Source organism: Microbulbifer maximicatervae (SeqCode) (genome assembly GCF_052467615.1).
The window spans coordinates 3,546,846-3,561,613 of record NZ_CP174319.1; the positions used below are offsets into that span (position 1 = coordinate 3,546,846).

14 protein-coding genes are annotated in these 14,768 nt (G+C 52.2%); 1 reads left to right on the top strand and 13 read right to left on the bottom strand.

Going from position 1 to position 14,768, the window contains the following annotated elements; all coding sequences use genetic code 11:
• The first annotated feature begins 82 nt into the window (after positions 1–82).
• Positions 83–373 carry a DUF1540 domain-containing protein gene (locus ACJJIM_RS15710; RefSeq protein ID WP_413663139.1) on the top strand — a complete coding sequence of 97 codons (291 nt, stop codon included), beginning with the start codon at positions 83–85 and terminating at the stop codon, positions 371–373.
• 71 nt (positions 374–444) lie between these two features.
• On the opposite strand, the gene ACJJIM_RS15715 is transcribed toward ACJJIM_RS15710, so the two are convergent.
• The 13 genes from ACJJIM_RS15715 to ACJJIM_RS15775 all read right to left on the bottom strand — a co-directional run bounded on the left by ACJJIM_RS15715 (position 445) and on the right by ACJJIM_RS15775 (position 14,672).
• Positions 445–2,160 carry an AMP-binding protein gene (locus tag ACJJIM_RS15715; RefSeq protein ID WP_444911414.1) on the bottom strand — a complete coding sequence of 572 codons (1,716 nt, stop codon included), beginning with the start codon at positions 2,158–2,160 and terminating at the stop codon, positions 445–447.
• 889 nt (positions 2,161–3,049) lie between these two features.
• A complete protein-coding gene (gene lipA / locus ACJJIM_RS15720) occupies positions 3,050–4,033 on the bottom strand; it encodes a lipoyl synthase (protein WP_108734311.1) in 984 nt (327 codons plus the stop codon).
• The gene (gene lipB / locus ACJJIM_RS15725; RefSeq protein WP_444911415.1) at positions 4,026–4,727 is read right to left on the bottom strand and encodes a lipoyl(octanoyl) transferase LipB; all 702 of its coding nucleotides are present in this window, start codon (positions 4,725–4,727) and stop codon (positions 4,026–4,028) included. Before lipB ends, lipA begins: the two co-directional genes overlap by 8 nt.
• Complete coding sequence (locus tag ACJJIM_RS15730; protein ID WP_282931473.1) at positions 4,727–5,008, bottom strand: HP0495 family protein; 282 nt, start codon at positions 5,006–5,008, stop codon at positions 4,727–4,729. The genes lipB and ACJJIM_RS15730 overlap by 1 nt, the downstream gene beginning before the upstream one ends.
• 167 nt (positions 5,009–5,175) lie before the next feature.
• Positions 5,176–6,321 (bottom strand): D-alanyl-D-alanine carboxypeptidase family protein, encoded by a 1,146-nt coding sequence (locus tag ACJJIM_RS15735; RefSeq protein WP_282931472.1) that lies wholly within the window; start codon positions 6,319–6,321, stop codon positions 5,176–5,178.
• A 249-nt stretch (positions 6,322–6,570) separates the two neighbouring features.
• Positions 6,571–7,446 carry a septal ring lytic transglycosylase RlpA family protein gene (locus tag ACJJIM_RS15740; RefSeq protein WP_282931471.1) on the bottom strand — a complete coding sequence of 292 codons (876 nt, stop codon included), beginning with the start codon at positions 7,444–7,446 and terminating at the stop codon, positions 6,571–6,573.
• A gap of 147 nt (positions 7,447–7,593) precedes the next feature.
• Positions 7,594–8,604: a lytic murein transglycosylase B gene (gene mltB, locus ACJJIM_RS15745; protein WP_413663142.1), complete on the bottom strand. Its 1,011-nt coding sequence runs from the start codon at positions 8,602–8,604 to the stop codon at positions 7,594–7,596.
• A 42-nt stretch (positions 8,605–8,646) separates the two neighbouring features.
• Positions 8,647–9,792, bottom strand: coding sequence for a rod shape-determining protein RodA (gene rodA, locus ACJJIM_RS15750; RefSeq protein ID WP_413663143.1), 1,146 nt, complete (start codon positions 9,790–9,792; stop codon positions 8,647–8,649).
• Entirely contained in the window at positions 9,785–11,680 is a 1,896-nt protein-coding gene (mrdA, locus tag ACJJIM_RS15755; RefSeq protein WP_413663144.1) for a penicillin-binding protein 2, read from the bottom strand. The genes rodA and mrdA overlap by 8 nt, the downstream gene beginning before the upstream one ends.
• A 120-nt stretch (positions 11,681–11,800) precedes the next feature.
• Positions 11,801–12,277, bottom strand: coding sequence for a 23S rRNA (pseudouridine(1915)-N(3))-methyltransferase RlmH (gene rlmH / locus ACJJIM_RS15760; protein WP_444896240.1), 477 nt, complete (start codon positions 12,275–12,277; stop codon positions 11,801–11,803).
• A 5-nt stretch (positions 12,278–12,282) separates the two neighbouring features.
• Entirely contained in the window at positions 12,283–12,660 is a 378-nt protein-coding gene (rsfS, locus tag ACJJIM_RS15765) for a ribosome silencing factor (protein ID WP_238152049.1), read from the bottom strand.
• Positions 12,657–13,340 carry a nicotinate-nucleotide adenylyltransferase gene (gene nadD / locus ACJJIM_RS15770; RefSeq protein ID WP_444911416.1) on the bottom strand — a complete coding sequence of 228 codons (684 nt, stop codon included), beginning with the start codon at positions 13,338–13,340 and terminating at the stop codon, positions 12,657–12,659. Before nadD ends, rsfS begins: the two co-directional genes overlap by 4 nt.
• Positions 13,341–13,388: 48 nt before the next feature.
• A complete protein-coding gene (locus tag ACJJIM_RS15775; protein ID WP_444911417.1) occupies positions 13,389–14,672 on the bottom strand; it encodes a glutamate-5-semialdehyde dehydrogenase in 1,284 nt (427 codons plus the stop codon).
• Positions 14,673–14,768: the final 96 nt, after the last annotated feature.

A 14,768-nucleotide genomic window follows, 5' to 3' on the forward strand; every position in this document is an offset into this window, starting at 1 on the left:
TACCACACAGACCCTGTGGTTTTTCATTGACATGCAACCATGCTGGTCTAGTCTCCAACTTACTATTAAGGAGAGGACTGCCATGATTATCGCAACCGATATGCCAGAAGTCAGTCGATGTGCCGCCAGCCAGTGTGCTTATAACGCCAATGATGCTTGCCACGCCAGAGCAATTACCATTGGTGACGGTGCCGATCCCGACTGTGATACTTTCTTCACCAACTCCCGTCATACAAGCAGCTCCCGTACCGCCGGCGTTGGTGCCTGCAAAATGGAAGACTGTAAATTTAATGATGACTTCGAGTGCTCAGCAGAAAGTATTCAAATTGGGCTGACAGGAAAATCCCAGCACTGTCAGAGCTACACTCACTGACTAGGCAACCAACAACCCAATAAAAAAGCCCGGATCAATACTCACCGGGCTTTTCTATTAATCGGGGGCGATTAACTCACAGGTTCAAGTGAAGCCTCTTTTGAGCCCTCACTCACCGCAGTGCGAGGCTCCCATACAATCCCCTTGGTATCCACGTGTTGTTTAAATAAAGGCTGATAATGAGCTTCAAGTACCTTTCGCTTAATCTTTAGTGTCGGCGTTAGGAATTCATTGAGGGGAGTCCACTCTTCCTTGGTAATAAAGATGGTCTTAATCCGCTCATGTTGCGGTAACTTATCATTTACCGAAGTCAGTAGCTTCTGCAAATGCTCATTAACTTCTCCCCGTGGTAATTTCTCAGCGGACTCGGAGATAGTCACCAGCATTACCGGCTGATCCATACCGTGCCCCAGAACACAGAGCTGGGCCAGCATTGTCTCATTACCAAAAAATCCTTCGAGTCGGCTGGGCTGAATAAACTTGCCTTTACTGGTTTTGAAGGTTTCTGAAATACGCCCAGTGATATGTACCAGACCGTCCTTATCAATAAATCCAGAATCACCCGTGTGGTAATAACCGTCCCGTATTACCTCCGCAGTTTTTTCCGGTTCAAGATAGTATCCCTTCATCAAGGAACCGCTCTTAAAGAGTATCTCCCCTTCCTCAGAAATCTTAACTTCACAGCCGTGATAAGGCTTACCAACCGTCCCCGGCACAGGATCTTCCCCCGGCGGAGCAAAGCAACCATAAATAAAATTCTCGGTCATACCGTAGCCATCGGCCACCTTCATTCCCATGCGGTGGTACCACCGCAGTAGTTCAATGGAAATAGGGGATGCGCCGCTAACCAATATTTCTGCATCATCCAACCCCAGACCATTGCGAACTTTCTTTCTCAACCAGGTATTGATTCCAGGAATACGTAGCAGTACTTCTTGCAGTGACGGCGGGATTTTTTCATCAATTCCCTCTTTAAACTTGGTCCAAAGACGAGGAACCGAGAAGAACATCGTCGGGCGCGTACGCTTTAAATCTTCCAGGAAAGTATCCAGAGACTCGGGGAAATGAATTGGGGTACCAGAATACAAACAATGGAATTCAACCAATATCCGCTCTGCAGCATGGGCTAAGGGCAAATAGGAAAGAACACGGTCATTCTCATCCATTCCATAACCGCGAATCATATTTGGGGAGACAAAAACCACCGAAGACCAGCTATGCATAACCCCTTTTGGATTACCTGTAGTTCCAGAGGTGTACATGATCGTAAAGATATCATCCAGATCAAAAGTCGGCTTCTCCTCAAAGCGCTCACTCTCTTTGATTAGGGTTTCCAGATCCTGGTCACAACGGATCTCACAGCGCTGGATAGCGACCGAGGGCAGCATGTCAGCAACTTCCTGTAGAGCCGCATTATTGTCGGTGGCCCCACAGAAAAGCATCTTCGATTCAGAGTGCTGTAAAACATAAGTCATCGAGGAGACAGATTGACCTGGGTAAAGCGGCACGCTGATCATTCCCGCCAGCATGATACCCACATCCACAATAATCCAGTCCGCACAATTTTTGCCGTGAATAGCGATGCGATCACCGGGCTCGTACTGAGCGCGCAGGTAGCCAGCAATCCTGCGAGCCCGATCCATTACCTCACCCCAGGTATAGTCTCTCCATTGCCGCTGCTGCATTTGGCGAAGAAAGACCGTATCAGCCTGCTGCGCCTCCCTCTGATAAAGAAGCTCTAAAGGTTGCAGGCCCTTCACCTTCTCGTACTTTTCTTCCGGGGTCATCGCTAGTCCTCTCTGATTATTGTGTTTTTTTTAATTATGAGCAGTATCATTTGTCCGGGCAGATTGCACCAATATGCAGCACACCCTGAGCGGAGTTACCAAGATAACTAAGCAGTAAAGCCACTAAATAACGACTTTTACCCGGCTTGGCTAGATCCGCCGAATGAATATGGCAGATGAAACACCTAAAAAGGCAGAATCTCTGACAGTTATTGTTTTACCTTAAGTTACTGAAGATCAGCTATTAGTGCAATTATTGTTATCAACCATAAAATGCGAATGGCTGGTCACAAAGGAGCAGGCTCTTTGCTGCTGAATTGGGACATCAGGTCTAACAAAAGTATCCCTTTTATCAGGACGCTACTTACTAATAGAACTAAAAACTAGTGCATTGTGGTACACAGTATCACATGAATGTAATTCGAAATGACTTTTGATTTCTTAAAAATTTAATCCGCACTAATTTCTAATTTGATATCAGGCTTACAGAAAAACAACCTGAGACAACAAGCAAAAACAAATAGCAACACCCAACTTAAAAGCCCGAAAACTACAAAAGCTTTCTTTTAGTAAGTGCAAGCACTCAGGTAAACAAAAAAACGACAAAAATCCACGGAGACTTAAAATCTATTTAAGGCAATTAATACATTAACCTTAATTTAATTAAGAGCATTAACAGCTCTTAAATATTGAAAATAGCCGCCTCAATACTTCAGAGAAAATAACTTTAATTTCTCAATCAAGAATATACTTTCAGAGCTCGCAACAGCGAAAGCATTGTCAGTTTTGTTTAAAAATAGATGTGTTTAACTGGGCGTTAAAAGCGAGATTGAGGAGGGAGAAATGGGGAGAGGGATGTGAAAAACACCCCCCTCTCCTACAAATTGTATTAACCTACCTTTTCTCCGTGAGCCTGCTTATCAGCATGGTAAGAAGAACGTACCAAGGGACCACAGGCCGCGTGCTTAAAGCCGATTTGCTCGGCGTAGCGGCGATACTCTTCAAACTCATCCGGATGGACGTAGCGTTGTACCGGCAAGTGTTCTTTACTCGGTTGCAGATACTGGCCGATCGTAAGCATATCGATATCATGTTCGCGCATATCGTCCATTACCTGGAAAATTTCCTCTTTCTCCTCACCCAGGCCAACCATCAACCCGGACTTGGTCAGTACGTCAGGGCGGCGCTTTTTGTATTCCTGCAGCAGCTTTAAAGACCACTTGTAATTGGCACCGGGGCGAGACTCTTTATACAGGCGTGGCACAGTTTCCAAGTTGTGGTTAAACACATCCGGAGCTTCTTTCTCCAGAATGTCCAGCGCTACATCCATACGGCCGCGGAAATCCGGAGTGAGAATTTCCACTTGCAGGTTCGGGGATTGCGCTCTCGATTCACGAATACAATTGGCAAAATGCTCGGCGCCACCATCGCGCAAGTCATCCCGGTCAACAGAGGTGATTACCACATAGCGCAAACTCATTGCAGCAATGGCATCCGCCAGGTTCTTAGGCTCTTCCGGGTCCAGTGGATTGGGCTTACCGTGGCCCACGTCGCAGAAAGGACAGCGACGGGTACAGATTTCACCCATGATCATAAATGTCGCGGTACCGCCACTAAAGCACTCTCCCAAATTAGGGCAGCTCGCCTCTTCACAAACCGTTGACAGTTTTTGTGAGCGGAGAATACTTTTGATGCGATCCACTTCTTTTGAAGCGGGAACCTTTACGCGAATCCAGTCAGGCTTACGCAGCAGGTTATCGCTGGCAATTACCTTCACCGGGATACGCTCTACCTTATCGCCATCGCGAAGTTTCTCCCCCTGCTGGAGGCGGCGAGTGCGCTTAACGGGCACCAGGTCGGGTTTATCAGCCATTACTTAATTCCTGCTGTTCTGCGCTCAGCTGCGCAAATACTTTTTCATCAATGGGTTGCCACTGGGCGTAGGGCAACTGAAGAGTGTGGAGCAGCTCGCGCACAAAAATCTCGGCGACCTGGCTCCAGCTCGGGGTTGGTTCCAATATTTCTGCCATCTGCACCATCTGCATCCCCGCATAGCCACAGGGGTTGATCCGCAGGAATGGAGCCAGATCCATATCGATATTGATGGCGATACCGTGGAAACTGCACCCTCGCCGAACTCGCAATCCGATAGAGGCAATCTTACTTCCCGCACGTGGGCCTTCAGTGAGGTAGACCCCAGGCGCATCGGCCCTGGGTGCCGCTGCAACACCAAAAGTTTCCAGCATTGCCACCGTGGCAGTCTCCAGGGCAGTGACCAGATCACGCACGCCGATTTTTGCTCTGCGTAGGTCCAACAAAGGGTACACCACCAACTGGCCGGGGCCGTGATAAGTCACCTGTCCCCCACGATCCACCTGAACCACGGGTATATCACCGGTATTCAGCAGGTGCTCGGCTTTGCCTGCCTGCCCCTGGGTGAAAACCGGCTCGTGCTCTACACACCAGATCTCGTCGACACTTTCGCCATCGCGACTATCGGTATAGCGCGACATGGCCTGCCAGACACTCTTATAATCTCGCCGCGCAAGATCGCGAACAATGGTCATCAGAGCACCATATGTACAGCGGGGTGCTGTTTCAGTTCTTCAAATAATGCTTTGAGCTGCTCCTCACCAGTGGCAAGGATAAAGAAAGTCATTGAGGTGAATTTACCAGTACTACTGTCACGCAAGGTAACGCGCTCTTCATCCAGGCCGGGGGCATGGCGACGCATCACATCCAGTACAAATTCGTGCGCCTCATCATTGGCATCACGCACGACCTTGACCATGTAGTCTTCGCAGGGAAATTCAATTTTCGGGGCTTTTTGATTGGGATCTTGACTCATACCACTCTCCGGGGCCGGGCTGTTAGATATTGAGAAAAGCTTAGGCACAGCCGGGCGGCGATTATACAGCGGCTAAACAGCAGTGGACAGTGAGCAAAAGGGGAAGTGGACAGAGAGTGGGGAGGGATGGACAGGGATGGGAATCATTCCCATCCCTAAATCAGCAATTAGCTAAAAAAGCCCATTACAAAGCGCTTGATGGAGTCCCACATGCGCTTGAAGAAACCGGCACGCTCCACATCTTCGGCAGCAACTGCTTTAACATCGGCGACAGTCTCACCATCCAGGGTCACGACAACTTTACCCACTGGCTGGCCCTTCTGCACAGGCGCTTCCAGCTCACCATCCACAATCAGGTCGGCCTTAATGCCTTCCTCACCGCCTCGGGGGATGGTAACGAATACATCTTTAGCTACGGCAATACCCACGCTGGGCTCTTTACCGCCCCAGACACGCTCCGTCTGCAACTCTTCACCCTGACCATAGACCTTATGGGTTTGGTAGTAGCGGAAGCCGTAGGCGAGCAGTTTTTGGGTTTCAGAGGCGCGCTTCTCATCACTGTCGGTGCCGACAACAATAGCAACCAGGCGCATGCCGCGCTTCATTGCAGAAGCTACCAGGCAGTACCCTGCTTCTTCCGTATGGCCGGTCTTAATTCCATCTACAGAGGAATCGCGCCACAGCAAACGGTTGCGGTTGGGCTGGTTAATGCCGGAGTAGCTGAAATACTTCTCGGAATAAATATCGTAATGCTCTGGGTGGTCCATTATCAGCGCACGCGCCAGTACACCCAGGTCATGGGCAGTCGTTACGTGCCCCTCTGCAGGCCAGCCAGTGGCGTTGACGAAGTTAGTATCTTCCATGCCCAGCAGCTCTGCCTGCTGGTTCATAACTTCGGCAAAGACCTCTTCACTACCCGAGACGTGTTCTGCCAGGGCAATACTCGCATCGTTACCGGATTGAATAATCACACCGCGCATCAAGTCGATAACCGGCACCTGGTCACCCACTTTAACAAACATCTTGGAGCCACCCTTGCGCCAGGCCTTTTCAGAGATACGAACCATATCGTTTTCTTTGATGCTCCCCTTAAGGATCTCCTCAGAAACGATATAGGCCGTCATCATCTTGGTTAGGCTTGCCGGCGGTACCGGAGTATCCGCCTCGTGCTCAACCAGGACCTGACCGGTATTGGCATCTAAGAGCAGGTAAGACTTCGCCGCCAATTGAGGCGGTGCAGGGATAAGAGATTGCGCCTGGGCCAGGCCCGCACATAACAACAGGAAAGAACAGGCGATAATCCGTGTGATCATAGGTATATGTCTCGTCATTCCTCGTTTTCGTTGGCTTAACCTGCAACGAAATCTACAAGGTTAATCAGCGGCACTAGAGCTTGTCACCAAACGCCGCCTATCATTACAAAAATACAAAATACAAGAAAAAACGCGTCAATGCGCACTATTTTGTGAACGGGTATTCAAATGACTGCCGCCGATAGCATCAGTCACAATCATTTAAGGCAGATATCACCCTTACCTATTGATACCCAAAAGCCCACAACACTATTCGTAAACTACTTGTGGCTGTCCAAATTGCTTCTGCTCAACAGTTTCCCGCGCTGTTGCCAAAGCTCTCTGCTGGGTGAGTGGACCAATTCGAACTCGATAATAAGTCTTGCCGCCACTCTGAACAGAACTAACAGCAACAGGATAGTCAATGGCCGCTGCCAATTGGGTGCGAATTTCCTGGGCCTGCGCGGAACTGCTATAAGCACCAACTTGCAGATAGGTATTGTCGGGCAACTTGATAGTCGTATCTTCCGCCAAACCAGCGGTGCCATCACTATTGGCCAGCACTTCATTGGCCGCCGGCAACGCGGCCGGGTCCAGAGCCTCTACCTCAACCCGAGCAATGCCTTTATCAATGTATCCAAGCTTTTGCGCAGCAGTATAACTGAGGTCGATGATGCGCCCGTGCACAAAGGGCCCCCGATCGTTTACCCGCACGATAATACTGCGGCCATTGTCGAGATTGGTGACCTTGGCATAGCTGGGCAGTGGTAGCGTTTTATGGGCAGCAGACATGGCATACATATTGTAGACCTCGCCATTTGCAGTGCGTCGGCCGTGGAATTTTGTTCCATACCAGGAAGCCTGCCCCACCTCTTTATAGCCCTTGACGTCATTGCGTACACGATACGTGACACCGTTGACCTTATAAGGGGATTTATTGCCGGCGTCGCCGATCGGCTCGCGGACAGGGATCGGCTCAGGGGCTGCTTGCATATTTACCGGAGCAGCAGGGCCACTATCCTTGATGCTATTAAAGTCCGGTTGCTTGGTGTTTTCGGTTTTCTGTGGTTTTGGCTGCGGGCCACTACAGGCCGCTAATATCAGGACCGCCAGGGCCACTCCCCAACGCGCTTTGCACTGAAACATAATCCCCCCGGCGCGCGACAACTTATTGCTGCCGTCTCCAAGCCGCTATTATCTGGAACTGCTAAATAAAATAGAAAAATATGAACACTAAAAACCCAAATGGTTCCCTCCATTTGGGTTAAATTTAGCTGCGGGACTGAAGCCGCCTTAAGACTTGCCGCCTCTCGCTTTAACAATCTCTTGGGCCAGATCATTGACGGCCATAGCGTAAAGGCGACTGCGGTTATAGCGGGTGATAGTCGCGAAATTATTCAAACCGAGCCAATACTGTTTTCCCTGCTCAGTTTGCAGGGAGAATACGTTGGCCGGCATTTCCGGAGCCACCTGGCTAGTAGCGTTAAAGCCTTTGTCCGCCAATTCTCCAACGGTCCACTGCGGCTGCAGAGTATCGTTGACGATTGTCATGTCCGCATTCGGGCGGGGGCTGGCCAGTACCGCGACCGGTTCACCGGGCTTCCATCCATGTTTAACGAAATAGTTAGCCACACTGCCGATCGCATCGGTAGGGTTGTTCCATATATCCGCCTTGCCATCGTCGCTGAAGTCCACCGCATAAGAGCGGTAGCTTGAAGGCATGAATTGGCCGTAGCCCATAGCCCCAGCATAAGAGCCCTTGAGAGCCAAGGGGTCCATATCCTGCTCACGAGTCAGCAGAAGGTAGTTTTCTAACTCTTTGGTAAAAAACGCAGAGCGACGGGGGTAGTTAAATGCCAGCGTGGAAAGTGCATCCAAAACCCGGTAGCCGCCCATATTACCGCCGTATCGGGTTTCAATTCCGATGATGGCAACAATCATCTCTGCCGGTACACCGTATTTCTTTTCAGCCTCAGCCAGGGCCTCGGCATTTTGATCCCAAAAGTCTACCCCACCGGCAATGCTCTGCGGGGTGAGAAACATTTTGCGATATTCGTGCCAGGGCTTGGCTTTCTCAGCTGGCCGTTTGATCGCCTTTAGGATGGAATCTTTGCGCTTGGCCTCACGCATCAGAGTCTGCATTTCTTCGCGATTAAAATCGTGCTCTTCCACCATATAATCTACGAATTCTTGCGCTTGTTTATTATTTCCGTGACCCGGTTCCTGCGCACAGGCGGCGAGGGCCAGTCCCATCCCGATTAATAATCCCGAGGTCCACTTCAAAACGACCGCTCCTGTCTTCATCTCGCGTCTCTAAATCCGGTTATTGTCCCTATGCAGTGTTCCTCAAAAGTGAACTCTGCGCCGCTCAGTGCCAACAGCCATCAACAAGCCAAATCCGGCCATCAATGTAATCAAGGATGTCCCGCCGTAACTAATCACAGGCAAAGGCACCCCAACTACCGGCAACAATCCTGTAACCATACCAATGTTTACAAATACATAGACAAAAAAAGTGAGGGTAATACTCCCCGCCAACAATCGGCCAAATACGTGCTGGGCCATAAAGCTGATGTAAATGCCACGGGCGATAATCAGTACATATAGCAAAAGCAGCAACAGGGCGCCGCGCATGCCCCACTCCTCCGACAGTACCGCGATAATAAAATCGGTATGGCTCTCCGGCAGGAAATCGAGCTGTGACTGGGTTCCCTGCAGGTAGCCTTTGCCGTAAACACCACCGGAGCCGATAGCCGCTTTGGAGTTAAATATATTCCAACCAGCACCAAAACGGTCATCATCTGGGTTGAGCAGGGTCAAAATTCGCTGCCGCTGGTAATCGTGGAGCCCCCAGTGCCAAATTGGATAGGCAGCAACCAACAGCGCCATTGCCGCGGCACTGATCATCTTCCAACTCAACCCCGCTAGATACAGGGCAAAAAGACCGGACGCCGCAATCAGGATCGAAGTCCCCAAATCCGGTTGCCGTACGATAAGAGCTGCGGGAATCGCCACAATTGCCAAAGCTCCAATCACTGTGGTCAGTGATGGCGGCAAACGGCGTTGATGCAGGTAAGCTGCCACTGCCATGGGGACACCGAGCTTCATCACTTCCGATGGCTGGAAGCGAAACCCGCCTATCTCCAGCCAGCGCTGTGCCCCCATCGCCTTGGTGCCAAAGAACAATACCCCAACCAATAGCGCACAACCGGCCAAATAGGCCCAGGGGGACCAGCGCCGATAAAAATCCAGGGGGATTTGCGCAACGATAAACATGCCCACAAAGGCCACGCACATAAAAATTGACTGGCGCCGCACATAGTTCATATCACCGCCAGAAGCGCTGTACAGCACTCCAAGTCCTACAGCGGCCAACACCAACAACAGTACCAGTAGCGGTATATCAATATGCAGGCGGCGTGAGAGACTGACCGGCTTGCGCAGACTGCCGTGGGCATCTGACAAACGGTGGGAGAAATCGCGACTAGCCATTGCCAGCCCCCTCGCTCAAATAAGTGGTATCCGCCGTCTTCTGCGGTTCCAACTGCGGGCGTGACATCCACTCCGCAAATAGCTCTCTTGCCACCGGAGCAGCGACCTTGCCGCCGCCCTCACCATTTTCGACTAATACCGAAACAGCGATACGGGGGTTATCCACAGGCGCGAAGGCCACAAACAGGGCGTGGTCTCGGTGGCGCTCTTGCAGGGCCTCTGAGTCATAGCGCTCCCCCTGGGCAATACCGACCACCTGAGCGGTACCGGACTTACCCGCCACGCGGAAGTCCAGATCTTTACCTGCCCGTTTCCCGGTACCGGTACGGTGGTTGACTACAGCCTCCATTCCCTCGAATACCAAATCCCAGTGATCAGGGCGGGCCTCGAGGTTGTGCAGTATCTCGGGAGGTTGTTCCACCCCGTTGATCGACTTGACCATCTGCGGGCGGTAGTGGGTACCGCGATTGGCAATCGTGGCAGTCATTACTGCAAGCTGCAGTGGCGTCGCCAACACAAAGCCCTGCCCCAGCACCGCATTCAAACTGTCACCGGGGAACCAGGGCATTCCGCGGGCGCCGCGCTTCCAGTCTCGGGAAGGAAATAGTCCAGAGCGCTCCATGGGCAGATCAATCCCTGTCTTGCTGCCCAAGCCAAAATGAGAGGCGATGCTGTGCATATCATCGATATCCCAGCGGTGCGCCATATCCCAAAAGTAGACGTCACAGCTCTGCGCCATGGCCTGTATCAGATCCACTTTCTCACCGTGCCCCCAGCGCACGTGGTCGCGGTAGATGCGCGGATCGTTGGGCAGCTTGTAAAAGCCGGGGTCCTTGACTGTACTCTCTCGGGTAATAATGCCCGCCTGGAGTCCACCCAGCCCCATCAACGGCTTTAGAGTCGAGCCCGGTGGATACTGCCCCTGCACCGCCCGATTAAACAGGGGCACATCGAGAGAATCGCTGAGGGCGCGATAGTCGGCAAAGCTGATGCCGGTCACAAACAAGTTGGGGTCGAAGGACGGCTTGCTGACAAACGCCAACACACCACCGCTATTTACATCGATCGCAACTACTGCACCGCGGCGATCTCCCAGGGCATCAGAGGCGACTTGTTGCAGCTGAGCATCCAGGTTGAGCACCAGATCCGAGCCCGGTTTGGGGTCCCGGCGCTCCAGTACTCGTAAAACCCGGCCACGAGCATTAATTTCGACATTTTCATAACCGACCTCTCCGAGCAGGAGATCCTCGTAGGAGCGTTCCAACCCGACCTTACCGATGCTGCGGGTACCGCGATAGCGGCGCACATCATCCTCGGTAAAGTTACTCAGGTCGCGGTCACTGATTCGCCCCACATAGCCCACACTGTGGGCAAATAGATCCCCGAGGGAGTAGTAACGCACTAACTCCGCCTCCACTGACACCCCAGGCATACGGAATTGATTAACACTGATCCGTGCGATTTCATCTTCGTTCAATCGAAATCGGAGAGGCACTGGCTCATAGGGGCGCCGGCGCTTGAGGCGTTTCTGGAATTTGGTGACATCATTTTCATCGAGTCGCACCAGGTTACCGATCAGCTCTAACGTGGCATCCATATCGCGAACGCGCTCGCGAACAATCGACAAGTTATAACTGGCGCGGTTATCGGCTAGCAAAATGCCGTTGCGGTCATAGATCAATCCGCGGGTCGGCGCGACCGGGCGCACCTGGATACGGTTCTCATCAGATTGAGTGCGGTAGTCTTCGTAATTAACCACCTGGAGGTTGTAGAAACGCGCTACGAGAACACCCAGTAAAAAGATAACCCCCACAAGCGCCACCAACATACGATTGCGAAACAATCGCTGCTCGGTATGGGGGTCCTTGAGATGGTAATCGTGCGGCATCAGAATTTATTCGATGGTTTTTGACTGGCGTGCAAAAAATCTAATTCCCTACATTAACACAGGGCGAGTCAGGAGAGAGAACCGAGTCGGCAAATCTCTCCGCGACTTATCGCAAATATTTTATTTGTGGTAGGGATGGCCGGCCAATAATGTCCAGGCGCGATAAATTTGTTCAGCCAGAACCACTCTCACCAGCGGGTGCGGCAAGGTCAGTGGGGACAGAGACCAGCGCTGGCGCGCACGGGCGAGGCAGTCTTCGGATAAACCGTCGGGCCCGCCAATTAACAGGCTGATATTTTCCCCAAGCATTTGCCAATCACTTAATTGCGCCGACAACTGCTCGGTACTCCAGGGCTTGCCTTTCACATCGAGCGCTACCACGTGGTCCCGCGGTCCCAAAGCGGCGAGCATCGCCTCGCCCTCTTTTTTTCGCGCTTTTTCAATCAGGGCTGCAGAGCTCTTTTGGCCTCGTTGGCCGAGTGGGATTTCCACCATTTCCAGAGCAATTTCCCGGGGCAGGCGCTTAGCGTACTCAGCGTAGCCCTCCTGCACCCAAGCCGGCATTTTTCCACCGGCGGCAAGAATGCGGATTTTCACAGCAATTAACCCTGGTGCGGATCACTGCCATCGGCATCGTCACGGGTATTCGGAGTCATAGACCAGAGTTTCTCCAGGTCGTAGAAACCGCGAACATCTGCGAGCATCACGTGAACAACCAAGTCACCGTAGTCGACTAATACCCACTCACCCTGTTCGACACCTTCAACACCAATGGGGCGAATGCCTTCTTTTTTCAGCTCGTCTACAACGTTCTCTGCCAGGGACTTAACCTGGCGGCTGGAAGTACCAGTACAGATCAGCAGATTGTCCATTACATCTGAAAGCCCGGAAACATCCAGGGAAACAATATCCTTACCTTTCAAATCTTCCAGCGCATTGAGAGCGATATCTTTAATATTTGTCATAACACCTTGATTCATTGCGGGTCGCCTGACGCAACCTCTATATAAAGTCGATGATCTTCTATGTACTGCAACACAGTTGCGGGCAGTAAATAGCGTGGCGACTGGCCACTTTTAATTAATTCGCGAATTTGCGTCGCGGAAATTGGCAACATGGTCTGCTCCCGCAACAGCAGGCAACCACATGCTCGTGTATGCAAGTCTGCAGCCGTGCCCCGATGATTCTCCAGCAGTTCTGCCAGAGGGCCATGCTCTTCGCTATCGCGATCTGGCAGGTGCCAGCCCGGCCTTGTTACCACCACCAGATGTGCCAGCTCCAAGAGGCGCTCCCAGCGGTGCCAGCGGTGCAGACTCAATAGGGAGTCCAATCCCATGCAAAAACTGATGGAGGTTTCACCTCCCAGTTCACTGCGCAGCTCCTCCAGGGTATCTACCGTATAAGTAGCTCCACCACGATGGAGTTCTCGCTCATCCAGAGTGAGCTCATCACACCCCTCCAGCGCCAGAGCCAGCATTTCGCTACGCTGGCGGGACGATACACCTGGCGTCTGCCGGTGGGCAGGCTGGTGGCTGGGTAGCAGGCGCATTTCATCAAATTCGAGCACCTGGCGCAGCTCCAGCGCCATGCGCAAATGACCGAGATGAATCGGATCAAAGGTTCCGCCAAACAGGGCCAACGTATGCCTTTTGCTCGCCACAATTATTTCTCGTACCCCTCGCACTCGCTACCCCAAAGGGAAAAGTGCTTATTGCCGGATATGGCCATCTCCGAACACAATCCATTTTTGCGAAGTGAGCCCTTCCAGGCCAACCGGGCCGCGGGCGTGGATTTTATCAGTACTGATACCAATTTCCGCCCCCAAGCCGTACTCGAAACCGTCAGCAAAGCGGGTTGAGGCATTAATCATCACTGAGCTGGCATCCACAGCACTCATAAAGCGGCGGCTGCGACTGTAATCCTGGGTGACAATTGCCTCGGTGTGGCCGGATCCGTAACAGGCAATATGGTCCATAGCCGCTTCCATATCCGCAACAACACGCACAGCGAGAACCGGGGCAAGGTATTCCTCACTCCAGTCATCTTCTGTCGCCGCTACACAGTGAGGAATGATTTCACGGGTCCGGGCACAACCGCGCAATTCAACCCCTTTTTCTTCGTAGGCACCAGCCAAGCGCGGCAGTATATCCGCCGCAACCATCTCGGCAACTAAAAGTGTCTCCATGGCGTTACAAACACCATAGCGATGAGTCTTGGCATTGAGGGCGATATCGAAAGCTTTGTCCAGGTCAGCCCGATCATCGATATACACATGACAAACACCGTGTAGGTGTTTGATCACCGGCACTCGGGCTTCGCGACTGACCCTTTCAATCAGGCCGGTTCCGCCCCTGGGTACAATTACATCCACATACTCCGGCATGGTGATCAGGGCACCCACCGCCGCTCGATCGGTGGTATCGACAACCTGCACCGCCGTTTCCGGCAAACCCACTTCTCGCAAGCCGGCGATAATGCAGGAGGCAATTGCCTTGTTCGAGTGCAGCGCTTCACTGCCTCCACGCAAAATTGTGGCATTGCCGGATTTCAAACACAGGCTTGCTGCATCAATGGTCACATTGGGCCTGGACTCATAAATAATGCCCACCACCCCTAGGGGCACACGCATTTTGCCCACTTGAATGCCGCTGGGGCGGTAGCGTAAATCTTCAACTTCTCCCACCGGGTCGGGCAGCTCTGCCACCTGTACCAGGCCCTCGATCATGCCATCGATGCGGGCATCATTAAGCTCCAGGCGATCCAGAAGAGCCGCATCCAGGCCGCGCTCGCGACCCGCCTTCATATCCAATGCATTAGCCTTCAGTAGAGACACCCGCTGTGTCTCCAGTTGGGCAGCGATGGCTTTGAGAGCATTATTCTTGGTGGAGGTATCCGCGGCAGCTATCTGTTTGGCGGCGGTACGGGCAGCGCGCCCCATCTGTTCGAGCTTGGCGCGAGTGGATTGCTGATCAGCGGTGTCTGTGGCGGTCACTTGGCTCTCCGTGCAAAATCCGGTCGGCCGCGCAGTATAACCCAGCGAGACCCGGTTGAAAGTGCCGATTACCGGGCCACACAGCTTTGTATCTAG